Here is a 24236-nt window from a genome sequence, read left to right as displayed (position 1 = left end):
CATGCAATTACAACAGATGGAAAATCCGGACAAGACCATCTTTTATATAGGATCCTCACATCAATGTCAGTCGATGCGTGGGAGGCCCCCCGCTCAAGCCGGGCTCTGCACCAAGGGCCTGCCTGCCTTGCCGAGCCCGTTTCGCGCCGGTAGCTGTCCGCGAGTAGATCAGCAGCAGCTTGCCCTGACCCCCTGTCGATCCCCATCCGACCAGGTGCACCTGTAGTCCCTGATCACCGCAGGAAAGCCGGCCACGCGCCCGCAGGCAGGGGCGACTGGGTCGAATCCGCTGCGGCCATCACTGACTTCCTCGCTCGCCGGCAGAGAGCCGCTTCGCTTTGGCGGGGCGGCACGCCATTCCTCGCACCTGACGCCACGGATGGCTGGAAGTTCGGGTGCGAAGCCAATGCGAGGCTCCACGACTGCAGGGATCGATTCTTGGCTTTGTCACTGCTGTCCACCGAGTTCGTGAGGCGAGGCGCAGGCCCAGAGGTCTTACAAGGCAACGTAGGTTTCATCTTGGACAAGGTCTTGGTTATCCATGCTGCGGGACACAAAACCAAGGGTCGCCCAGCCTCTTCTTGGTTTTGGCTGCTCGGCCGCGATCAGCAGCGCCCCAATGCCAGGGGTTCCTGAGCAGTGCCGTGCGGGATCACATTCCGCAGGACCCCGTTACACACCAAAGGCTTCGGAGTAGCTCCTCTGGCTTCTGACTTCACCTGTTTGGATCTCGTACTCGTCACTCACAGGGAGGGGGCTGATCTGTGTGACGATATTTTGATCAGCCAGTGATGGGTGAGTAAGAGCCATGAAACGGATTGCCAGGCCAGTTGGGAGACAGGCCAAGCGTGGCATGCTCCATCGGTTTCTGCAGTCGGTCGCGTTGATCGGGGTTGTCGCCATCGGGGCGACGATGGGGCCTCAGGTATCGGGCGCATCGGCAGCTACGCCGGATGTCGCTGCTCCAACGAGTTGTGAAACGGTTGACGAGCTCTCGGGCTATATGCCGCTGTACGAACTAAATGTGCCCAGGGCGGCGTTCTGGCAGGGTGGGCTGAAGGTTCCGTACACCGTGGACAGGTCGCTGAGGCTGAATGGTCAGCCGAGTACGGCGTATCTGGACCGGGTGGCGTACTGCCTGGACACGGTGACGACCGGGGGCGGCCGTGAGTGGGCGTATGCCTCGTTCGATGCTTTCACCAACGACCCGCGACTGCTGGGGGTGCCTAGGACCACGGTCGCGCGCAGGGTGACGGGTCTGACGACGTGGGGCAGCAACGTGACCCATGTGGAGCGGGCTGAGGGCGGGTACATCGAGTTCTGGCCCGGCACCTACGGGCCGGGGGTTTCGCCGCAGGCGCCGACCGGTGACGGCAGCACCTACGATTTCTCCGACACTCCGGCCGGTAACGCTTCGGGTTACGGGACGATGCAGGTCCACAACACCGCCAGCCGGGAAACGGTGTTCGCGCTGAACGGCTGGAGTTACGGCAGCGGCCGGTATCTGGACATCGGCACGGGCAATCAACCGAGCGGGCATCCGGACTGGACGTTCTCCCAGTCGGGCAGCTCCCTGGCATCGGCCAGGCTGAAGGTGTACGTCAAGCCCGCCACCCCGCAGGCAACCACCTGCGAGCAGACGGTGGGCGAACTGGCGGACTATCGCCTGCTGTACGACGCGGAAGTTCCGCGGACCGCGGCCGGGTGGGCGAATGGTGTGCCGTACCAGGCGGACAACTCGGAGTCGATCAGCACACCGATCTCCCGCGTCGCCTACTGCCTGGACGGCATGCACGGCACCACTCCGGCCTGGGGCTATGCCTCCATGAAAACCTGGACGCAGAACCTGAAGGCGCTCGGCGTGCCGATGTCAGGAGTCACGCGGCGGCAGGTGCCGGACTTGACCGTACGGGGATCGGATGTCCGCCCCTCCGACCACCGCAACGGGTACCTGGAGATGTGGCCGAACCGTTACGGCGCGGAGCTTCCCCGCAATCCACCGCCCGGTGGCGACGCCAACACCTGGGACATCGCAGACAATCCCCGCCCGTTCACCGAGCCTATTCCCGGTTCGGGCGGCTACGGATCCTTCCAGGTTCATGACCTGGCCCACCGCCAGACCGTTCTGGCCGTGAACGGCTGGGCCCACACGCCCCAGACGCGGGTCTCCGCAGGTGTGGGCAACGCGCCCAGTGGCCAGCCGGACTGGACATTCGCCGGGAATGCGAACCGTTGGACCAGGCCTCACTTGAAGGTGTACGTCAAACCGGCCGGCGTGGATATCATCACCGGCCCCACCAACGCCCAGCTCTATCCCCGCGACAGGGCCACGAACACCGCGACCGTCCAGGTGCGCGGTAGCGTCACCGACCCGGACATCACCGACGTGGAGATGAGGGTGTACCGCGAAGGCACGCTGGTCACGACTCAGCGCGTACCGGCCGCCTCCTCGTGGACGCTGAACGCCCTGATCCCCGCCGAACGCGCCGCGTACACGGTCGAGGTGTGGGCCGAGCGGCCCTCGGGCAGCACCCTGATCCGCCGGGCGACCGACGTCGTCGCCGGTGACCTGTACGTCATCCAGGGACAGTCCAACGCCGTAGCCGCGTCCACCGACGGCGCCGGCACCGCCAGTTCCGCAGACCAGTCTCCGTGGGTCCGCACCTTCGGCTACAGCACCGCGGATCCTGCCCAGTCCGTCCACGACCGCAGCTGGTACCGGGCCACCGGCGAAGGCTTCGAGGGTCATCACACCCTGGTTCGTGGAGCGATCGGGCAGATCGGCGTGCAGTTGGGACGCGACCTGGTCGACCGCACGGGCATCCCCGTCGCCATCATCAACGGCGCGGACGGCGGCAAACCGTCGAGCTTCTTCCAGCGCTCCGACGCCAACCCCACCGACCCGGCCACGAACTACGGCCGCCTGCTGGGCCGACTCCGCGGCGCCGGACTGGCCGGCGCGGTGCGCGGTGTCATCTGGTACCAAGGCGAGTCGGACGCAGGCGTACCCGCACAGCACAACGCCAACGTCCGCGCTCTCATGGCCGACTGGCGCGCCGACTTCACGAACCTCGAGCACCTTTACGTCGTGCAGATCCGCAGTGGCTGCGGGGGGACATCAGGTCTGGCTGTGCAGGAGGTTGAGCGCCGGTTTGCCTCCCTTCCCGATACGTCGGTGATGACGACCACGGGCCTGGACGGCCACGCCGGCTGCCACTACCTCTATCAGCGCGGCTACCGCCAGCTTGCCGACTGGCTGAGCCTGGGCATCCTCCGTGACCTTTATGGCATCGCACCTACCACGCCCGCATCCCCTCCGAACCCCCTGAATGCGTCCTGGGCGAACTCCTCGCGCACCGGCATCCGGATCAATCTCACGGATGCCTCCCAAACCCTGCGCTGCGACCCCGGAAGCAAGGCCGACTTCGTCCTCTACGGTACGACGTCCAGGGTGGCCGACGTTCGCTGCGGCACCGGCTACTTCGACCTGATCCTGAGCGGCCCGGGTGCCGGCTTGACCGGCATCGCGTACACCGGCCACCGCGGCGCCGCCACGATGAACTCGACACCGACCACAGCCTGGATCACCAACGCCTCCGGCATGGGCCTGCTCGCCTTCGACCGACTGCCGGTCAGCTGAGCCATCAACCGGGGGAGCCGGATCCAGGTGAGTTCCCCGCGGTCGTCATGCGTCATGGCCGCGGGGGCCCACGCGTTGGGGCCTGTCACCAACGAGGAAGGAAGCGGCAGACCCCAACGCTCAGCCCAGGGGCCTCCTGCCTCCCCCGGGCCTACATGTCAGAGGGAAGGGATCCCGCATCATGACGGCGACCGATCACCAATTCGCGCATTGTGTCATCCGCTGGATGCCGCCGCTTTGATGGAGGGCTTCGATGGGGTCGTTGTCCGCAACAGCGGTCTGCGGGCAACGCGGTAGGGGAGCGGACCGCCGGCGGCGCACCGACAGTCGCGGGCATGTAGGCCAAGGGCAGGGGGTCGGGGTGGGCTGCTCGCACCCGGTGCTCCACCCCGACCTGTTGCCCGGGCCGCACCCCTTCGCGCTTCGGGCCGGGCATGGGCCAGTAGATCGGGTATGCCGTCGGCAGGGAAGGCAGTGGTGCCGCCGGAGACGTGAACGCGTTGAATCCTGCGCCGTCTTGCCGCCGTGCGGCAGACCGTGCCTCTGCTGGGAAGGGGATGCGGCGGTCCCGGCCCGCGAGGTCTGCCTGCGACCCTCGCAGTCCGTCGTGTTCCGTGCATGCATTGGGCCCCGTCCTCAGAGGGAGGAGGCGACAGGCCCCCCACGCCCACCCGGAAGCCCGCGAACTCCCGGCGTCTCCATGACGGAGAGAAGAGTCCCGCATCATGACGGCGACGGGACCAGGTACGAGGCCTTCGGGCGGTCGCGGCCAACGCCCCGTTCCTGGAGAGAGCACCCTGGCCGGCTTGTGGTGCTGGGGCTCACCCCGCAGCAGCGCCAGACCTCACCGGCGTACTTGATGCGCCTTCGGTCGGGGCAAGGCGCTGTCGAGGAGACACGGGCGATGCCACTCTTCCGAGGGATCTCCGTGAGCCGCGGGAGCGGGTGTGGGCACGGGCTGAGAGCTGCTCTTTCTTCGGGCAGCTGACCACGCGCCGGGAAGGCGGACGGGCGGTTGCCGCTCGCCGGCCGCGGAAAGGCGCTGGCCGGCGTGAGGACGGCCGGGAAGCCCAACCGGAAGGATCGGGTCAGGCGAGCCTGCTTATGTGAAAGCGGGCCTTCGTCAGGTGACCAGGGGCAAGGCTGCGGACCTCGCCGGTCCGCGCTCGACAGAGGCAGACAGGCCTTAGTAAAACTCTTCCAGCGCCCTCGACGGGCTGGAGGCTTTGTGCATGGAGTCCCAACGCCCGTCGGGGGCCTACAAGTCAGGAGCCGGGGATCACACACGAACCCGAGACAAGGCTGACACCGACAGCACCGAGGACCTGACGATCCGCCGGCACGTCGGACTCTACTGAAGTCGATGCTGTCGATGCAGACGACGACGTGTGTGACGGATTCAGCTTCTCCATGGGACAAGGGTTCACTTGCGCGCGCTGCTCCAGGGCGTGGCGCCCGTTGTTGGCCGGCACAGACGACTGCCGGCCTGCGTATAGGACCTCCTCCCTGGTGCTGCTGCACCAGGGCACAAGGCGCGCTGCCGAGCCCGTACGCCTGTCACTGCTGTTGCTCAGTCCAGGGCATGAGCTCGATGTCTCAGAGGTGAAGGCCCGTGTCATCGAGGAGTGGCAGATCGTGCGCTCCGGGTGGTAGACACAGCAAGATCACAACTGTCTGTCAGAAGAAGGTTGCTGCCGCATGTCCACAACACGTCGTCAGATTTTATCGGGAGTGAGTGCCCTGGGAGCGGGCATCGCTTTCAGCGGGGCTCTGTCCGAGCTCTTCGCGGGAACTGCCGCCGCGCAGAACCTCGGTCAAACCGGCTATGGCCCGCTTGTCCCGGATCCGGAAGGTCTGCTCGACCTGCCGAAAGGTTTCCGCTATGCCGTGCTCTCCCGCGAGGGCCAACAGCTTCGTTCGGGCGAAGGCCCCGTCCCCTCCAACCATGACGGCATGGCCGCCTTCGACGGCAAAGCCGGCCGCACGCACCTCGTCCGCAACCACGAGAACCGCGTCACGGCGACGTTCCCCGTCCCAACTGTCAGCGGTCTCACCTACGACCCGGCGGCCAAGGGAGGCTGCACGGCACTGACGCTGGATGGGGACCAGAACGTGCTGTCCGAGCGGGTGGCCATCGCCGGTACGGCCGTCAACTGCTCCGGCGGCCGTACCCCATGGGGAACCTGGCTGACCTGCGAGGAAACCGAGGACAAGGCGGGCACCAATGGATACACCAAGGACCACGGCTTTATCTTCGAGGTCCACCCCACCGACCCACACCGCGTCGGCGCCGTTCCCCTGACCGCCATGGGCCGCTTCCAGCACGAGGCGATCGCGATCGACCCGCGCACTGGTGTCGTCTACGAGACAGAGGACGCCTTCGAGAAACCCTTCGGCCTTTTCTACCGGTTCATGCCGAACAAGCCGCGGGGCGGCGTCGGTTCACTCCAAGCGGGCGGTCGGCTGCAGGCCATGCGAGTGCCTGGCGTACCGGACCTGTCGACGATCCAGGAGACCGGCGCACACTTCGAGAACATCGAGTGGGTGGACGTACCCGATCCCCTGGCCTCCTCCACCCCCACCCGGTTTCAGGACTACGGCGCCGGGGGCATCACGCACGCGCAGAAGCTGGAGGGATGCTACTGGGGCGGCAGTTGTGTGTACTTCGTATCGTCCTTCGCGCGGAGCGCGGAGGGATCAACTGCCGACCACTACGGACAGATCTGGCGCTACGACCCGGCACGCCGCAGGCTGACCCTGGTCATCGTGTTCGGGCCGGACACTGATGTGCAGCTGCCCGGTGAGTCCCCGGACAACATCTGCCTTGCTCCCTGCGGCGGCCTGATGGTGTGCGAGGACGGCAATGGCGCCCAACACGTCTACGGCGTGACCCGCAAGGGAGACGTGTACCCGATGGCCAGGGGCCGCCAGAACATCGGAACTGAGGAAGAGCCCGCTTGGGGGGAGTTCTCGGGAGTCACCTTCTCCCGGGACGGCCGGACGATGTACTTCAACTGTTATGCGCCCGGTACCACCTTCGCGGTGACCGGCCCGTGGCGCAGATAGCTCGTGCGAATTCCACAGCACGGCCATTTCCTCAGCCTGACCGCGCAGCGCCGACCATACGACGGCCGCTCTTCCGGGCATGACCAGCCGACGGAGCACGGTGCAGGCATAGGCGCCGTGGTCGTCGTGCATGCCGAAGATTTGCTGGGAGCATGAAGGAGGATGGCAAACCCGACAAGGACGATCAGCGGTAGACGTCCTTGTAGGACCCTTCAGCCCCCTGACGCCCTCGACGGGAGTGGAACAGGCCCACCAACTTCCGTCGAGGGCATCCAAGTTAAAGCGTGCATCGGCTCCATCCGCGCCCCGTTCGCGCCCACTTGTCACCCACTCATGCCGACGGCTGCTTGGCGTACAGGCTTCGCACGCGAGTGCTCAGGGCCTCGGATGCCTTGTTCACGGCCGATCCCACCGACCTGAAGTCGACCTCCTCCTGGTTCAGTGCATCGATCATGGCAAGGTCGATGGCCTCCATCGCCTTCCAGACGCTGTCCCGCACAGCGTTGTCGAGGATAAATCCCACCTTGCCGTGCAAGGCGCCCTCCGCAGCTTCTAGCGTCTCGTTCGCGGCACGAACCTCTCCCTCTGTGGTGGGCCTGTCCTGGGCCCGTGCCTCATGAACTTCGCGGACAGCGGCGACAAAACTAATGAATCGATCCCTGTAGTCGTGCAGCTTCGTGTTGGTTTCGATCAGGTGCTGTAACTCGAAATCCACGCGGCGCTGCTCGGCGGCCGCGGCTGCGTCCGCCGCCTTCTCGGCGCGCTGCCGTTTGTGTGTCAGCCATCCGCTGACCTGCGTCGCAAGGCCGCCGATTAAGAACGCCGCGACACTCCACCCGAACTCCCATCCCTCCATGGCATGGAGCGTGAGGAAAAAGGCTGTGACACCCCACCAGAACTTCCATCCCTCCATGGCCCGGAGTGTATGGCTGGGCATCACCATCTCGTGGGAACGCAGCGGCGGACAAAACAGTGAGGCGCGCCGATGCGGATCGGGCGCCGACGGGCTTGCACGGATGCGCCCCGTACGTCTCATTTCCGTTCGGCACCGCGCCGGTACCGCCCGAGCCAGACAGTCCCCGCCACCCGCGTCCACGTTGACCGCCTGGTGCTACGTGACCGCTTTGCGGATCAGTCCAGTCCTCGTTCCGTGATCGCGTCGGACTGTGAATCGTGAAGCATTGGATTCGTGGTTGCCGCTGCAGCAGGTGTGGCTCATTACTGCCGACGTGGCGAGCTCCTGCTGCACTGGCACGGCCCGCCGATGACCGGCGTGGATGAACTCTGCCGGGCCTGTCATGCGCACTGAACCCGCCGCCCGCGTCTTCATCCGCTGGCACCGCGAAACTCGGAGCGCGATCCCACCGCATCTCCCCAGCTCTTCGGAGATTGAGAGACGGAACGACCAGACCATGCACGCCCAAGATCACCGACTTACACGTCTCCTTGACAGGTGGGGGCGGGCCAGTTGTTTCCGCTCGGACCCCGGTGAAAGCGGTCACATAACCGGCCGAGGCATACGGTCGTCGTTTGTTATTCGGTGCACGAAAATCTGCGCATGCCCCGGCCTGATTATTCAGTTCCTGATAAGGAAGCTCCGGACGGACCGGTGTGGGTAGGAATTCGATCCTTGACGAGACTGTTGACGCCATGTCTCATAAAGGTATACGCGCGTTGGGGCCTACTTCTCCTCCACCGGCCGGGGTGGCAGCAGTAACGAGCAGGTCACGACGTCGTGACAAAGATGCGCACGCCCTGAGGTCAATGTGATCCGACCCACTCACCCGTGTCGTGGTACCTGCGTATGCGACGAGAATGAAGGGATCGTTCATGGCATCTCACTCGAAGCGTTCTGATAGTCGCCATAAGAAGGCAGGGCTGACACGCAAGGCGCACAGAAACCTCATTGTTGCCTCTCTGGTGGGCAGCACGGGGCTGGCTGCAGGGCTGGGCGTCGCGCAGGTGGCCGTCCCCGCGTATGCCTATGCGGGCACGCAGGACACGCTAGGACATGGACTCAGGCCTTATGACGGGCAAAACGTGTTCCGTGTGGACATGCGTCCCCTGGATGAAATCATTCGTAGTGGCGGATTTTGGTCGGAAGGCAAGGGGTATGATCTCTCCAAGAGTGTTTCCGGCGGAAAGGGTTATGAGAGCGGATATGTTTCCACGAGTACGAGTCCAGCTGTTACCGATCAGTTCCTGAAACCGCTTGATTCGCTGGAGTGGCTGTCCAAAAATACTCCGGAGCATTCTAGTTCGAGGCTTTTTCCAACGCTACCCCAAACTGTCCGAAATATGCCTAGAACCGTGAAAGGATCCGACGGAAAGCAATACATGTTAAGGGCTGGTTGGCGTTATGAAATCAAGCCCGCCTCCAACATGTTTGCTGTGCCGTATGAAAAGTTGAGTGACGCCGCCCGAAAAATGGCAGGCCAGAAAGAAGTGGTAGCCGTACGGAGGATTCTCCCCGAGCATATCGTCAAGGCGGAACTTGTTGTCGGATACTATTACCAGGCACCAGGGGGGATGGTTCCATTACCTCAGAATGAAGTTTTGAAACTGAACAACAGTCAGGTCAGAACGTACTTCAGGGGCGGTGCGGGGGTTAGTGCAACTCCTGTCCCTAACGAGCACTACAAGCCGAACGCACCTTCCTATAATCCGCTCACTGACCATGCCAGTGGCTGGCAGGGTGCAGAGCCTGGCCTGGGCCCGGCCCCGGTTCAGCCAGGGGAAGGGGGCCGGCGTGATTCCGCGGGTCACAGTGCGGATGCTGATGACGGGCAGCAGGGCCGGCAGCCGTCGACATCGGCGGCATGTGGCCATGGAGCGCAGTCGTTGCCGCTGGGGTTGAACTGCGGTCCCATTGAAGATGTGAAGAATCAGCAGGGCTTGAAGCAGCCGGTGGTGGAGTCGGGTGTTTCGTCGTCGTCCCCGTCAAGGGGGGCGTCGGCAGGGTCTGGCGGCGTATCTGGGTCCGGGGCGTCGGAAGGTGGTCAGGGGAACCGGTATGTCCTGCCGAGTCAGCAACCGAATGCGAATCCCTCCCTCGGTTCGCACTCGGTCACGGGGCCGCGGTCTGGCTTCTGGAACGCATTTAGACCTGGGTTCGGGAGAACGAATGGCCAGCTGTCGGGCATGCTTGAGAATTTTGGGGGCAATGTAGCGGGGCCGGCCATCGACAGATGGATCAACGGCGGCAAGAGCAGTATGGAGGTTCTGAGCGAAAAAAGGGTGAAGGGGTGGGAAGACAGAGGCGGTCGTTGGAAATATGATGCGGTAAGGGAAGTGTACGCGAAATTAAGTGAATTGAAGCCGGAGGAGCAAACTCCAGAGAAGTTGAAGGAAGTTACCGATGGCGCGCTTCAGAATTACCAAGAGCGTGCGGTTAAGGCGCGGCAGGAACATCCCGAGTACGCCTCTAGTATTGACTACAATATTGATGCAACCAAAGCTGTACTGGAGCCGGTCGGGATCGGCTCGATTGATAGCCCAGTGGAGTACCTGAATCAATTGCAGGACCAGGAGGCGTATGACCTTAATAGGGCTCCTACAGGTTACTGGAGCCCCTCCTACTGGACGGGAATTCACAATCTTTTCGGCAGGATGGTGGATGGGCGAGGAGGTATGCAAGGGGGGAAATATGTTCTTTCGCCGATCGAGGAGATGTTTTATCGCAAGTGGAACCGGGTGCCGGAATCTGAAAAGAGTCCCGCGAGGCTGGAGGCTGTCAAGGGCGAAACTCTCCAGTTCTTCCGGGATCTCGGGAACGAGATGAAGAAATACGAGCCAAATGGGGATGGTGCCAAAGTAGACGAGAACCTACTTGACGTCGAGAAAGGGCTCAACAATTTCCAACAGGATGAGATAAAGAAATACAGCGACAAGTGGGGAGAGAAAGCTGACAGCCAGGGGAGCGACGCTGGCGGCGGGCAGCCTGCGGCTTCGGACGGCGGTCAGGGTGGTTCATCTGATCGGCATGTGCGGAATGTGAGGGAGGCCGGATTCGGGGACAGTCACGCCAGCGAGCCGCTTCCGCAGTCGGATCAGTTGCCGCAGGACGGTGCTGGATCCCAGAGTCCGCCTACGCAGGTGGCACCGGCGGCGGTGGTGAACTCGTCATTGCCGCTGCCGGGGGGTGACCTCAACGGCGGTCAGGCCTCGAACGGTTCTGACGGCAGCGGCTCTGGCGGCGCTGCCGTCAGTCATGGTGGCTCTGGCGGCAGCGGTAGCGGTCTTGGGGCTGCCGGTGGTTCGGAGAGCCCGGGCACCTTGGGCACTTCGGGTAGTTCTGGGGGGCCGGCAGGTTCCGGGGGCACCGGCAGCCGTGGCGTGCAGGGTGGCTCCTCTGGCACGCCGTCGATCCCTGGCGATTCGCCGACGCCGGTGCCGACTCCCCATGATCTGACGCAGGGTCCACAGCAACAGCAGCTGACTCCGGCTGACCCGGGAAAGCGGGCAGCGGAAGCGGGGTCTTTTCCAACGGGGCCGGGCAAGGCTTCGTGGGGCCCGTTGAAGGATTCGTCGGCTATGTCTGGGGCTTCGGCGGTGGGGAAGACGCCGCTGGAGCAGCTGGCGCCGGTCAAGTCCACGGGGTCATCGGTTCCGGCGCTGGGCGGTCAGCCTGCGCGTGGCGCTTGGACTGGGGTGCGTTCGTGGGGCTCGTTGAAGGAGCCGTCGGTTGCTCCCGGGGCTGGGCAGTCCCCGGCCGTCCAGTCGACTGGTGCACCCGCGTCGTCCGCGCCCGCGCAGCAGTCGCTGCAACAGCCGGGTCTGACCACACCGCCTCCAGCTCCGGCTGTGCCGCAGCCGCCGCAGTCATCTGAGAAATCGCAGCCGCTGGACCCGAACGCGACACCGCTGCCGTCGCCTGCGCCAACTGCACCGTCGACTGGTGCATCCGCTTCGTCTACGCCCGCGCCGCAGGCGGTTCTGACTACGCCGCCTGCAGCTGCTGCGCCTACGCCGGTGGAGCAGGCGCAGCAGGCGCCGGAATTCTCGCGGGGTTCGTTGAAGGATCCGTTGTTCGTGCCTGGGGCTGCGTCGTCGACTAATGTTCCCGCTTCTCCTGTGCCGCCTGCGCCTGATCCGCGGTCGGCAGAGACGTTGTCCCCCGGGGAGCAGCCGCAGCAGCAGTCGGGTCTGACTACGCCGTCCGCGCCGGCGCCTGCGGCTACAGAAGTTCCGGCCGAAGCGTCTGTCGCTCGTGCTCCTGCTCCGGTTGATTCTGCGCCTGCGCCAGCGGTCCAGCAGGTGTCCCAGCCAATGGCGCAGTAGATGGTCTGATGTGGACGAGCGGGTTGTGGCTGGGGTCAGCCGGGTTCATCGACTGATGGCTGGTGATGCTCCCGTAGTGGGCTGTGCCGGCTCTGGAGGTTGAGAGCGGGCTACGCACGGTTTCGCGGGATGTGAGGATCACTTTTCTGCGGACAGCATCCCTGACCGAGGGTGGCTGTCCCGCATGATCCCAGGCGTGTTGGTTGTGCTCATTGTTTACATGGCGGCCTCAGTGGTCGTGGTGCTGCGGCGAAGGCAGATGGTGCTGCGAGGGTGTGAAGTGTGGCTGCGTTGCTGCTGATAGTCGGGTCGATCAGCGGGACGCCCACTACCTCGGCGCAGTTTTCGATGGCGATGGGCTCCAGCGCCTGGTGGCGAGGCCTCGAACGGTGATGATGCGGGTTGTCCTACCTCAAGAGGCCCGCCGTTGTAGGTGAGTATCTGCGCATTGATGATGCATTCGGCGTCCGAGGTGCGGGCGTCGGTGATTCCCTCGGGGATCGGGCGGTCAGGGTCCCGCCGTAGGAGCGGTGGGCCGTTGCTGACGACGGTCACTTGGTACTCGATCGGATGCGCGGGGCCGACACGGAAGCGTGCGGTCTTATCGAGGGCCAGGCCAACCCTCGGCTTGGTGAAGCCGAAGTCGGCGCCGTGGTCGTTGTTGCCCGCGCCTGGGGGGTGATGGCGGGGAAGGGGTTCCCGTTGGGTTCGCTGCGGGCAGCAGTGGTTCGCCCCCGAGCGCCACGGTCACTGACGGCAAGAGTGCCACGCGCGCGGTCACCACTGCCGCCTACGGGAAGGTTCGCTGGCGCGCCGTGGATCAGGACGGCCCTGTCCTCGGCATTCGTGCCGCGGATGGGGGTGTACGACATGCTCCGCTCCTACGGCGCGGCCCACCGCATTGTGCTGCCCTCCGTCGAGCACCGCTCCTCGAAGTACCTCAACAACGGGCGGAGTTCCACCAGCCGGCCAGGTAGCGAGAGCGGGCCATGAAACGCTTCACCTCGGCCGGGCACGCCCAGAGATTCCTGTCCGCTTTCAGCGGCATCTCACCCACTTCTGCCCCTGCCGTCACCTGATCACTGTCCGTGACTAGAGCACCGAAATGACCCCGGCTTCCCCACCTGATGACAGGCCAACAGCTGCACATCACCCATCTGAGGCTCTGCCAGCCGGCACACGCCAGGGTCGCCCAACTAACCACCAAAGGCGAAGAGTTGAGAAAAACCACGCCGGGGATTTCAGGACGACGTGTCAGTTCCCGTAACTCTTTGCAGAACCCCGTATATTCCGGGCCCGTACCCTTCAGGCCCATAGTCTCCCGCCCTGGGGCCTGCGGACCCAAGGCCTGGCGATCCAGGGCCTTCAGATCCGGGCTCTTCGAGTCCGCGGTTGTCGAGTCCGCGGTTGTCGAGTCCGCGGTTTTCTGGGCCGGGGTTGTGCGGGACGGTGCATGTGCAGGGCGTGCTGGTGTCGGTTGGCTCCGGCGGGCAGGTGGTGCCGTCTGCGGGCGTCTTGCCGTCGAGGAAGTAGGCGTTGACCGTGGCGTTCACGCAGGCGCCGTGTCCGAAAGCGCCATGGCCCTCACCCTGATTGGTGAGCTGGATGCCGACCCCGTCACCGAGCGCCTTGGCCATGGCGCCGGTCCACTCGTAGGGAGTCGCGGGGTCGCCGGTGGTACCGACGAGGAGCATCGGGGGAGCGGTCCTGGCAGAGACGTCCAGGCCGCCCTTGTCACCCTTGACCGGCCAGTCCGTACAGGCCAGCAGCATCTGGGCCTGTGACTCGCCGAAGACCGGCGATATTTTGCGGAACTCGGGGAGCATTGTTTCCACCTCCTGGGATGTGTAGCGCTTGGAGGTGTCCGCACACGTGATCGCGGTGAACGCGTCCTGGTTGAGGCCCTGTTCACCTTGCTCTGCCATCTCGAGGAGCATGTTTCCCGTCCCGTCCAGCTCGACTTCCGCCAGGGCCTGTCCCAGGTCAGGCCAGGACTCGTGGGCATAGAGGGCGCCGCTGATGGCGCCCAGGGCCTGGTCGCGGGTGAGCCCTTGGCCGTCCTGCGTCGGCAATGGTTGCCGGTCGAGCCGGTCTAGCAGCTCGATGATCTTCTCCTCGCCCTGCTTGGGATCGGGTCCGGTGGCGCAATCACTCCCGTGACTGGCGCATTCGGCGAGGAAGTGCTCCAGGCCGCGTTGAAAGCCCTTGGCGCCGTCGAGGGCGAGCTGGGCGGGGTCGTTGGTGTAGATGTCCGGGTTCATGACGCCGTCGAGAACGGTCCGGCCCACGTGATCGGGGAACATGTGAGCGTAGACCGCGCCGAGTTCGGTGCCGTAGGACAGTCCGTAATAGTTGAGCTTCTCCTCGCCCAGCACCTGGCGTAACAGGTCCATGTCGCGGACCGAGCTCTTTGTGCTCACATAGGGCAGCACCTTGCCGGAGTTCTTCACACACGCCTTGACGTACTTGCCGGAGAACTTCAAGAAGGCCTCGTTCTGCGCTGCCGGGTCATCCGGCATGCGGCCGGGGTCCTGCGCTGGGTCCGTCTCCTCGTCCAGACACTTGATGCCCTCGCTCGCGCCGACTCCGCGTGGGTCGAAACTGACCACGTCGTAGCGTGAACGCAGCTTCGCGAAGTCCTTCTCCGCCTGGGGCAGGGTGTCCACGCCGGATACGCCGGGCCCACCGAAATTGGTGACCAGGGAGCCGATCCGCTGGTACTGGTCCGTGGCCTTGGCCCGGATCAGCGCGATACCGATCGTCTCACCGTCCGGCTTGTCGTAGTCCAGCGGTGCCGTCAGCGTTGCGCACTCCCACGCAACACCCGGGACCTCACGACCGCCCTGCACGGGAGTCGGCGCCGGGCACTGCTTCCACTCCAGCGTCTGACGGGCCAAAGAGGCCTGCAACTCACTCGGCGCTTCCCCACTGCCCGGCGGAGAGGCGGCTCCGGCCTGCCAGAGTGTCGTAGCAAGGCCACCTCCCACAGCGACCGCAGCAGCGCCCAGCAGCACCAACCGCCTACGACGCGCACCACGCCTACGGGAATTCTTCATTGAACAACTCCTCGGCTCTGCAAAAGAATTCGCCCCTACAAGCGATGACACCGGGTCCGTCAGCGACGAATTCCAGTCCCACCATCAACCACACAGGCCCTCACACCGGCATTCCCTCGCTGAGACAAGCCGTCAGTAAAGGAGAACATGACAGGTCAGGATCGTCAGCCCAGTCGGCTACGCAGTCCGCTGTGTAAAAAAGCGGGCATGATGCAGATCACGTCACGTGAATCACAAAAACAGACTGGCAAGCACGCGACTTTCCTGCGGCGCATCACAACACAGGGAATCGCGCGATCACAAAGACGGTCCTATCCACCCACCCAGCCTGTGGCAGGAGTCACATACCGTGCGCAGATCCTGAACGGCGCACGATAAATTGTTCAATAGGTCGATTCAGTTGATGCCGAAGTCGGGCCAGTGCTGGCCCTTCGTAGGCCGGGGCGCAGCCCTGTGGTGCGGATGCCGGGGCCAGCATCCGAGGCAGACTTCGGGCTCACCCGCAGGCGCCGTGCCACCGCCGACGGCTTGTTTTTCTCCTCGAACAGCACGGCCGCCTACATTCGTACTGACTCCCGGTGCCGCCGTTCCGCAGCGGTCAGCCCGCCCCACCCGCATCCCTCGCACACCGGGGATAGCAGCCACCGCACGGAGCCCATCAGGGACTTAACGAAACTTCACCCTGGCGAGTTGACGTCAGTACCGACGTTGAGCAGCCGCCACCCGGGGCCGACCTCGTATCGCATCAGTAGCGGCACCGAGGCCACGAGCCCGTCTGCGGCACGACTAGGCACATCCGTACCCTCAGGGGAACTGGGACCACGGGGTGGCAGCATCTGCACGAGCCTGACGAGAACCATGTCGGCGGCCACAAACTCAGGGTTGGCCTGAACTCCCCATGTCTCTTGGTCAACAACCAACGAGGCGGCCTTGACCTGCGCACGAGCGAAGAGCTCCCACAGTTCATGGTCAACCTGATCCTCAGCGAACGCCTCGACCACCTCGTCAGGGGCAAACCGATCAGCCAGCGGCCGCTCACAGAACGACATCAACCAGGCCTGCACCCAACGGCGGCGCAAACATGGATGGATGACGTGCCAGGTTGTGCGCATGTCGTGGTGGATCCAATACGCCTGGGCGAATGCCCACGCCGCATGTATCACGGGAGCCTGCGCTGCGATCATCGCATAGTCGACGGGTTTCATCTCGGTCTCTCTGCCGAGATCCCTGCAGCGCCTGGCACGAGGACACATATCCCACGACCTCCAGAACCAAGCAGCCCTCGGCACGATTCTGTGTCCGTCAGTACCAGGTCACGCCAAGCAGTGCCCCATGGTCGACACATCACTATTCAAGGCTGGTTGGCATACCCATGTTCGCTCCAACTGATCAAGAACAGGGCCGACGGCCAGTGTGCTGGTCCTTGCCGCGCGGCAGTACCGTTCGGGTGCCGGGGCAGCCACCAACCGTCAGTTTGGCTTCTCCACCTTGATCATTGCACAGTGCAAAGTGCGATCGCCAGTCGTCCAGCTCCTCTGAAGTGGGTTTCCCTGGCGCTTCGTTGCCTGGCGGCCGTGGTCCCGTGGCCAGCAGCAATCGTTCTTCCACTGGGCCTGGGTGTGCATGGCAGCGAAACCTCGAACCTGTCGCGGCGGGTGCGCAGCTGCTGCCAAAGTGAAGGGGCACGCCGTCTGCCCCTGACGACGCTGCCATGCTGCTCATGCGTTACCACGGCCATGGCAAAGTGACGTGAGATAACGACTGTTCCGTCAACCTGGGCCGAGGGCCGCTGGAAGGGTAGAAAAGGGAGCATGCCCGAGCCCGACGCCCCCAACGGTGACGTGGATGATGTTGATGCGGTTACCAGCGCGGTACTGGCCGCGTCGCGTCTTTTGGTGGCGATCTCTGCGCGGTCGCTCGCCAAGGTCGAAGAACGACTGACACTGCCGCAGTTCCGCATGCTGGTGGTGCTCGCAACCCGCGGCACCACCAAGCTGGTCATACTCGCTGATCTGCTCCACGTGGTGCCGTCCACCGCGATGCGCATGGTGGACCGGCTCATCGCCGCTGGCCTCGCTGATCGGCAGACCAACCCAGACAACCGCCGCGAGACATTGCTGCAACTGTCCGAGGAGGGCCGGCGTACCGTGGCGGAGGTCATGGCCCACCGCCGTGCCGAACTCTCCGAGATCGTCGCACGGCTCAACGCCACGCAGCGGATCACACTCGTCGAAGCGCTCACTGTCTTCACTAGGGCCGGAGGGGAACCTCTGGCTCCGGTTGCAGACGATTCCGGGCCGCCTCCGCTGGGTTGGGTGGACACCACGATCACATGACGAGCTTGAAGTCCGTTCGCCGCATCCTTCTCGGCGTCGTTGTGCGGTGTCGCTGTTGACCACGGTTGAATTTCCGAAGAGCAGGACGTTCGCTGCGCCCCGCTGGAATCGCACGGGGACCAGGCCACGGGAGCCGGGGGCTGCTTGCTGCTCAAGTCTGTGTCACCGTCAGCGACTTGACCGAGGAGCCGGTCCTCGAGTCGACGCCGCATCGATTTCCGTGCAGAAGCGGGAGACGGCACCAAGCGCGAAATGACTGGGTCATCCCCTCATGTGTCATGCCCCCCGAGCCGGCCAGCGGGTCGAGCATGTCCAAGGCCAGCCGCCACTGCGGAAGGCAGGAGGCCGTGTCCCTGGAGGTGCGGACACTGACCGCGGCCTGGCAGTTGGCACGGTTCCCCAGGACGCCGCAGTACTGCGGTGCCGGCGACCGACATCCAGCCGTCCTAGGTTCCCGGCCCAGCTGCGTGTGTACTGGTCCGGGAGGTTGCCCCAGCCTCAGCCCCGCCAAAGGATCGAGCGGTCAGATGACTGCCGAGGCCGAGGGATTGTTCCCGTGACGGAGTGGCCGGTTTTAAAACCATGGTGTTGCCCGGGAGTTAACCCGGAGGACATGATCACTGCTCGTATCAACCTGATCACTCATCCAGGAGCCGAGACGTGATACGCCGAGCCGCTCTCCGCGCCCTCACTACCGTCGCCGTGACCGCGACCCTCGCCCTGCCCCTCACGCAGGGAGCCCAAGCGGCCGCCCCGGTCGCGACCGCCGTCACCGCCGTCACGATCAACGCGGACGACGACAACCCCTTCCGATGGATGGAACTGGACGGCCTGCGGGCCGACTTCCAGTTCATGTGTCCCGCGGGCCACTGCGTGGGCCTCTGGTCCCTGGTCCTCACGGACAACGTCGCGCAGCAGAAGTTCGAGGGCCGCAAGTTCTTCGTCTACGCCCCGGCCACAGGTGAGTTCAGCTTCTTCCTCGACACGGACATCGCCGAGCGCACGGTCGACCACCCCAGCCAGGTCCGCCTCGTCGACACCGACTTCATGCGCTCCCACCCGCGCGTCGAGGTCCGCTACGGCGACCCGGACCACCCGGACCGAGCCCGCGTCATCGCCTCGGCGACGACCCTGATATAGCGACCCACCGGCCCCGCCCGACCCGGGCAGCCAGCCATGCCGGGTGGCGGCCTAGTCGCGCCCGGCCCCCCGGCGGCCCCACGGTGATGACCGGCGACGACTGCCTTGCCACCGCCATTACCCGCAATTACTGCATCTCCTTCCGCCTCGCGGCGGCGGCCTTGCCTGCCGTCGGCGCAGTGCCGCAGGACAGCGTGGCCAAGGCTCTGAGCGGAGGTTCGCCCTAAACCACTCCATCGCATCGTGCTCTCGCATGCCCTCGTTTCATGAGATTTCACCACAAGGGAGTTATTGATTTTCATGCATAAACGTCGGAGATTCCTCGCCTTCGCTGCTGTGGGTGCGGTCATATGCACCGCCGGATTCATGCCCTCAGTCAGCCAGGCCGCCAGCAGCGGCGACGGGGAAAACAAGGGGTCCTACGCCGAAACACACGGCTTGACGGCGGATGACGTCAAGAACATAAACGCACTGAACGAAAGAGCTCTGGCTCTGGGTCAACCTGGCAAGTCTCCGGCGGAATTACCGCCGAGCGCCAGTGCATCCTTCCGGGCCCCCGACGTTGTCGACGACAGGGAAATTCCTCCTGCCGAGCCGCTCAACAGGATGCCTGACGCGTACCGGGCCTACGGAGGTAGAGCCACTACGGTCGTCAATAACTACATACGCAAGTGGCAGCAGATCTACAGTCACCGCGACGGCCAGGTACAGCAAATGACCGAAGGGCAGCGAGAAAAGCTGTCCTACGGTTGCGTTGGAGTCACCTGGGTCAATTCGGGCCCCTACCCGACGAACAAGTTGGCGTTCGCATTCTTCGACGAGAACAAGTACAAGAACGATCTGGAAAACACTAGGCCCCGACCCAATGAGACGCAGGCGGAGTTCGAGGGACGCATCGCTAAGGGCAGCTTCGACGAGGGGAAGGGTTTCAAGCGGGCGCGTGATGTGGCGTCCATCATGAACAAAGCCCTGGAAAATTCCCACGACGAGGGGGATTACATCGACAACCTCAAGACAGAGCTCGCGAACAAGAACGACGCTCTGCTCCACGAAGACAGCCGCTCGAACTTCTACTCGGCACTGAGGAATACACCGTCGTTCAAGGAAAGGGATGGAGGCAACTACGACCCATCCAAGATGAAGGCGGTGATCTACTCGAAGCACTTCTGGAGCGGGCAGGACCAGCGGGACTCCTCCGACAAGAGGAAGTACGGCGACCCGAATGCCTTCCGGCCCGACCAGAGTACCGGCCTGGTCGACATGTCGAAGGACAGAAATATTCCGCGTAGTCCGGCCAGCCCAGGCGAAAGTTGGATCAATTTCGACTACGGCTGGTTCGGGGCTCAAACAGAAGCGGATGCCGAAAAAACCATCTGGACCCACGCCAACCACTATCATGCACCCAATAGCGACCTGGGGCCCATGAACGTATACGAGAGCAAGTTCCGGAACTGGTCTGCCGGATACGCGGACTTCGACCGCGGAACCTACGTCATCACGTTCATACCCAAGAGCTGGAACACTGCCCCCGCCAAGGTGAAGCAAGGCTGGCCGTAACAGATCGGGTAGGAGGACCGGGCCGCCCGGCCATTCTGGGAAAAATCCGAGATGATCAGACGGCGGCGATGAAGGCTCCAGTTCCCGGACCAGAGGTGGTGCCACCTCTGGTCCGGGGCACGTAGGCGCCAGGGCCGAGCGGTAGGAGCGTACGCGCCGACAGCGGTCACGGGATGCTACAGGCGGGCGGGCGTCCCGAGCCGTACAACTCCGGCGGCACCGATCAGGTCAGCGGCCACGGCATTTTCGCGTGCCTGTTCATCGAGGAAACTCCGCAGAGAGCACGATTTGCGGCCTCCCGACGCCTTTACGGGATCTATTGTCAGGCCTCAATAACCGCCCCCGAGCGTCGGCACGAGAGCGACGGCATCCTGCACCGCATTTCCCAAGAGACGAGCCGTCAACAAGGCAATCAGGGAAGACCGGCCATGTCACGGCCCCGGCTGCGTATCCCATTACGCAAAAACGGACGTGACGCCGATCGATGCAGCCGGACCGACCCAGCCGCCCGTGCGGCTACAGGCCCGAAGTCGCGAACGCAGCCACCTGCTCCTGCCTCAGCTGTTCAGCAAAGCCTCCGCCCTTCCGGCTATGCCGGGCGCCAGCGCCCCCACACCGAACAGGAAGCTGCCCGCTTCCTGCGTATCCGCCACGGCCTGCGGCGGGCCCTGCCCGAACGCCACGCTGAACTCGCCGACACCGCAGCCTGGCCCGCCCACTGATGCCCGCCCACCTGCAGCCGTCACGCATTGGCCTGCCCTGCTACACGGTGCGCCTGCTGCTGGCGCTACGGCCGGCTACCCCAGGGCTGCGAGCAAAGTTGTGTCTTCCTGCTCATTTTGACTGCCCAATGGCCCCTGACTGAATACTTTCGGCACATGCCAGGGGGCAGCTCGAGGGTTCCAATAGGTATACAGCAGACGGTTTCCGGTCGAGGGCTCACGGAATGGCAGCCCCGTATCCCATTTCCGTATGTGAAGAGAAGGAAATGGCTGCAAAGGGTGTCCGCCGAGTCGGAAATTGCGGCACAAATGCAGGATTCGATACAGTATTTGGGGGCTTATATAGCGGAACAGGACCAGGCAGATCGGCAGGGACCAGGCCCAGTTGACTGGGTAAACCGCGCCAGCGAACGGGCTGATCTTTTATGGAGTTATTTGCCGGAATCTCAGAGGAATGATGAGAATCGTGAAAAGGTAATCAACCTTGTCCTGCAGAAACAGCGCTCCGGCATGGAGAAGCGGTTCCGCGATCAGGGTTGGCAGATTGATGATAAGGATGTGCGGCATAGAATAGAGCAGCATCAAGAAATCACAGGGAAAGAACTCGAGAAGTGGGCTCCCACAACGCATGCCATCGGCAACCCTGGAAGCCATCAAGATGCATCCGGACAGTTTTCGGCCGGCGCCACACGGGGCGTGACCGAGGAGTCCGTGCAGCAGGGCCATGACCAGGACCTGGGCGGTTCGTCCCGTTCTCACGTGAGGAACACGAGGGAGGCTGGCCTCGGAAACGGCGAGACAAGCGAGCCGCAGGAGGACCTGGAGCAGGGGGAGATGCCGGCGGCGAAGGGTGAAGTTCCGCCGAAGGCTGGCGGGCAGACGCAATACCTTCCCGCAACCCTCAAGCCGAACAATGCGGTTGGAGGCGAGCAGATTCGGCAGACCACGACCGAGTCGAACCAGCCGTCTCAGCAGGATGGCTTCGGGAGCGGCGCTATCCAGGGCGACGGTATCGGCGGTGGCACCTCTCACGAGCGGAGCCCCGTCAGACGTGGCACCCCTCATCAACGGACAGCAGAACCGGCCGCCCATTCACCCACAAGCCTCGGCTTTTGCTTCGGCTGCGCCGGCGGCTCCGGCCGAGTCGTCGCCAGGTAGCGGGCCGGGCGGGACAACGGTTGAGTCGTTGAAGGATCCGTTGCATCAGGTGAGGGCTGTGCCACCGGAGGCGGCTCCTGCAACTCCTGTTGCATCATCACAGGGGGCCCAGCCAGGTGGGCTTAGCTGGAACTCGTTGAATGATCCGTCGCAGGTGCCGGGGAGTGCGTCACCCGCGGCTACTGCTCCTGCTCCTAGTCCTGTTGAGGTTGCACCGGTGGAGCAGCCTGCGGTGTCGGCGGAGTTGCCCCAAGCGCAGCAAGTGCCTGCAGGGCAGCCGGTAGTGGAGCAGTCGATACCGGTGGGCAACCAGTGGTTGATGTGGGTGGGCAGGCCGGGCTGGGTGCCAGCAGCTCGGCTGTGGCGGGTTCGGGCTGGCAGGCGGGTGCGCAGACGGACTGGGCGGGTCTGTTGGGTCAAGGTAGGCGGTACCGGGGTCTCGGCGTCGGCCGCGACGGACTGGCAAGGTCTGCAGGGGAATGGTCCGCAGTCCTCTGATGCCTAGGGCCAGCAGACCGGCTGGGACAGAGTCAGCGGCAGGACGTGGCTCCGGTAGACACTTCCGGTGGCAGTGACATGGGAGCTGGCGGCTCATGGTGATGCTTTCGCCATGACGCCGTCTCCAGGACTGGCGTGGGGATGACGGTTGAGGTCCCCTGTCTGTGTGGAGGGGGCTGACTAGCTGGTCAGAACGGGCTGACGGGGTTTACAGGTTCAGTTGTTCGACCGTCGCCTGCTCGGCGTAGTGCTTCGCTTTGAACTCGATAGGGCTGAGGTAATCGAGCGTCCGCGTCACCACCAGCACCCTCTACCGCGAACTCGCCGCCAATCAGGTACTCCACCGCCCCGACCGGATGATCCGGTGAGTACGGGCCGCGGTGAGGTCGTGGGCACGGCTGGGCAGCGCGGGCGAGATCCACACCAGTCGCCCGGCCGGATCGGTCACCACCTGTACGTTCACCCAGTGTCGTCGGTGCTTGTGGGAGAATTCGGCCCGGCTGTCGCCGACCCCGGTTACACCCGGTCAGGGTGCTGTCGATCAGGACGCATTCCGGGTGTCGGCTTCACGCAGGGCGCGCACCAGTCCGAGCGCGCGGTCGGCGAGCAGGTCGACGACGGCTGCCGTGTAGGCGTGGGCGGCGCCGACGGAGATGCCGAAGCCGACAGCGAGTTGGGCAAGGGTGCCGTCGCTGCGCAGGTACACCAGGCCGACCAAGGCATCCTGGTGCGGTGGGAGTTTGCAGCGGCGCTCACCCTGGCGGGTCACGGTGAGCATGGTGACCCACTCGACCAGGGCGTAGGGCAGTCCAGTACGGCAGGACAGGGAACCAACGAGCCAGTGATGATGGCGTGGTGGCTCTCCAGGCGGGTCTGACCCACAACGAGGCGGACTCCTGCGCTGATAAGTTGAGGCGTCGAAGACCTCCCTCAACGGTACGGGAGCGCGTGCGTTGCGGACGACGAAGCCGTCACCCGATCAGTGGCCACGCTGAAAAAGGCTCAGTGACCGATGGGACCGTAGAGGATGCGCTTGGCGCTGTCCAGGCACTCGTCCCGTCGGGCCTGCTTCGCGTGCTTGGCATCTCATCCCACGTCGGCCTCCGGGAAATGGTGGACTGTCCTGCGAACGACGAACCGGCGGATTTGGTAGTCGTCTCGCTTGAAATCTTTCACCGTACTGCCCGGTCCATGGTCACCAACCCCAGGGGGTGAACAGCCAGCTCAGCAGGTTTCCGGCCCCCCACACAGTGCTGTTCACCGCATTGGCTGCCCCCCATCCAACATTGTTCGCCAGATTGAGGGCACCCAATCCAAGCTCGTTGGTGAAGCCGAATAATCCGCCCCAAACACCATTAGGGTCATACATTTCTTTCCCTCTCTGTCGCCCCACACGAAATAGCGATATCACGCATGGCGCATATCCTGCATTACCGGCGGTAATGAACGCCACTCTTGCCGCAGAATCCCCCTGGCGTTGCAAGCGAGGGAGTATCCGAGTAACCCGCAATTCTTGTTATTGAGGCGGCAGTTGGAAGGATTGTGACCTTCGTCACGCCGGGGGTCAGAAGACGCCTTGGAGGTCCGGTGCTCCGGGGCGATCCGCTCGGCCCCTGTCGGCTGGTGCTAAGCCTGGCCCCGCTGAGGATGGCTCGCTGCAGGCCCAGCGGGACCACCAGCTGCAGCAAGGAAAGAATCAGCGGACTCGGGGACGACTCAGTTTTCGGCGGCAGTCGCGTGATCGTCGTCGTGGCAGGAGGGACCAGCGGATCTCGGCGAGGCC

General features: G+C 64.1%; 10 protein-coding genes and 3 pseudogenes. 8 read left to right on the top strand and 5 right to left on the bottom strand.

Features of this window, described 5'->3' with window-relative positions; translation table 11 throughout:
• Window positions 1–1024 precede the first annotated feature (1024 nt).
• Window positions 1025–3640 carry a sialate O-acetylesterase gene (locus tag ACZ7NC_RS40525; RefSeq protein ID WP_471496443.1) on the top strand — a complete coding sequence of 872 codons (2616 nt, stop codon included), beginning with the start codon at window positions 1025–1027 and terminating at the stop codon, window positions 3638–3640.
• Window positions 3641–5338: 1698 nt separating this feature from the next.
• The gene (locus tag ACZ7NC_RS40520) at window positions 5339–6706 is read left to right on the top strand and encodes an alkaline phosphatase PhoX (protein ID WP_471496441.1); all 1368 of its coding nucleotides are present in this window, start codon (window positions 5339–5341) and stop codon (window positions 6704–6706) included.
• A 331-nt stretch (window positions 6707–7037) separates the two neighbouring features.
• Here ACZ7NC_RS40520 and ACZ7NC_RS40515 read toward each other — a convergent pair whose 3' ends face one another.
• Complete coding sequence (locus tag ACZ7NC_RS40515) at window positions 7038–7619, bottom strand: hypothetical protein (RefSeq protein WP_471496439.1); 582 nt, start codon at window positions 7617–7619, stop codon at window positions 7038–7040.
• A gap of 917 nt (window positions 7620–8536) precedes the next feature.
• Here ACZ7NC_RS40515 and ACZ7NC_RS40510 point away from each other — a divergent pair.
• Together ACZ7NC_RS40510 and ACZ7NC_RS40505 are read left to right on the top strand one after the other, a co-directional pair.
• Window positions 8537–11986 carry a hypothetical protein gene (locus ACZ7NC_RS40510; protein WP_471496437.1) on the top strand — a complete coding sequence of 1150 codons (3450 nt, stop codon included), beginning with the start codon at window positions 8537–8539 and terminating at the stop codon, window positions 11984–11986.
• Between the two features lie 846 nt (window positions 11987–12832).
• Window positions 12833–13070: pseudogene (locus tag ACZ7NC_RS40505) on the top strand (IS6 family transposase); the annotation flags it as partial.
• A 157-nt stretch (window positions 13071–13227) separates the two neighbouring features.
• Here the strand turns inward: ACZ7NC_RS40505 and ACZ7NC_RS40500 are convergent.
• Both ACZ7NC_RS40500 and ACZ7NC_RS40495 read right to left on the bottom strand, forming a co-directional pair.
• Window positions 13228–14883 (bottom strand): alpha/beta hydrolase, encoded by a 1656-nt coding sequence (locus ACZ7NC_RS40500; RefSeq protein ID WP_471496435.1) that lies wholly within the window; start codon window positions 14881–14883, stop codon window positions 13228–13230.
• A gap of 836 nt (window positions 14884–15719) precedes the next feature.
• Window positions 15720–16247 carry a hypothetical protein gene (locus ACZ7NC_RS40495; RefSeq protein WP_471496433.1) on the bottom strand — a complete coding sequence of 176 codons (528 nt, stop codon included), beginning with the start codon at window positions 16245–16247 and terminating at the stop codon, window positions 15720–15722.
• 606 nt (window positions 16248–16853) lie between these two features.
• On the opposite strand from ACZ7NC_RS40495, the gene ACZ7NC_RS40490 reads away from it, so the two are divergent.
• Window positions 16854–17378 (top strand): MarR family winged helix-turn-helix transcriptional regulator, encoded by a 525-nt coding sequence (locus ACZ7NC_RS40490; protein ID WP_471496431.1) that lies wholly within the window; start codon window positions 16854–16856, stop codon window positions 17376–17378.
• Window positions 17379–17697: 319 nt separating this feature from the next.
• Here ACZ7NC_RS40490 and ACZ7NC_RS40485 read toward each other — a convergent pair.
• Window positions 17698–17824, bottom strand: a pseudogene (locus tag ACZ7NC_RS40485) (transposase); the annotation flags it as partial.
• Between the two features lie 214 nt (window positions 17825–18038).
• On the opposite strand from ACZ7NC_RS40485, the gene ACZ7NC_RS40480 reads away from it, so the two are divergent.
• From ACZ7NC_RS40480 to ACZ7NC_RS40470, 3 genes are all read left to right on the top strand, one after another.
• On the top strand, window positions 18039–18518 hold the full coding sequence (locus ACZ7NC_RS40480; RefSeq protein WP_471496429.1) for a hypothetical protein: 480 nt from the start codon (window positions 18039–18041) through the stop codon (window positions 18516–18518).
• A 300-nt stretch (window positions 18519–18818) separates the two neighbouring features.
• On the top strand, window positions 18819–20075 hold the full coding sequence (locus tag ACZ7NC_RS40475; protein WP_471496427.1) for a protein-glutamine gamma-glutamyltransferase: 1257 nt from the start codon (window positions 18819–18821) through the stop codon (window positions 20073–20075).
• Window positions 20076–21076: 1001 nt separating this feature from the next.
• The gene (locus tag ACZ7NC_RS40470) at window positions 21077–21955 is read left to right on the top strand and encodes a hypothetical protein (protein ID WP_471496425.1); all 879 of its coding nucleotides are present in this window, start codon (window positions 21077–21079) and stop codon (window positions 21953–21955) included.
• A gap of 850 nt (window positions 21956–22805) precedes the next feature.
• On the opposite strand, the pseudogene ACZ7NC_RS40465 reads toward ACZ7NC_RS40470, so the two are convergent.
• Window positions 22806–23287: pseudogene (locus tag ACZ7NC_RS40465) on the bottom strand (transposase); the annotation flags it as partial.
• Window positions 23288–24236: the final 949 nt, after the last annotated feature.

This window comes from Streptomyces sp. NPDC111802 (assembly GCF_055634335.1).
Note: the sequence above shows the minus strand (reverse complement) of the source record. Positions and strands in the feature narration are given on the sequence as shown.

Coding starts and splice junctions, on each gene's coding strand:
- ACZ7NC_RS40520 (WP_471496441.1), top strand. CDS start 5,339: ATGTCCACAACACGTCGTCAGATTTTATCGGGAGTGAGTGCCCTGGGA.
- ACZ7NC_RS40490 (WP_471496431.1), top strand. CDS start 16,854: ATGCCCGAGCCCGACGCCCCCAACGGTGACGTGGATGATGTTGATGCG.
- ACZ7NC_RS40515 (WP_471496439.1), bottom strand. CDS start 7,619: ATGGAGGGATGGAAGTTCTGGTGGGGTGTCACAGCCTTTTTCCTCACG.
- ACZ7NC_RS40475 (WP_471496427.1), top strand. CDS start 18,819: ATGCATAAACGTCGGAGATTCCTCGCCTTCGCTGCTGTGGGTGCGGTC.
- ACZ7NC_RS40510 (WP_471496437.1), top strand. CDS start 8,537: ATGGCATCTCACTCGAAGCGTTCTGATAGTCGCCATAAGAAGGCAGGG.
- ACZ7NC_RS40495 (WP_471496433.1), bottom strand. CDS start 16,247: ATGAAACCCGTCGACTATGCGATGATCGCAGCGCAGGCTCCCGTGATA.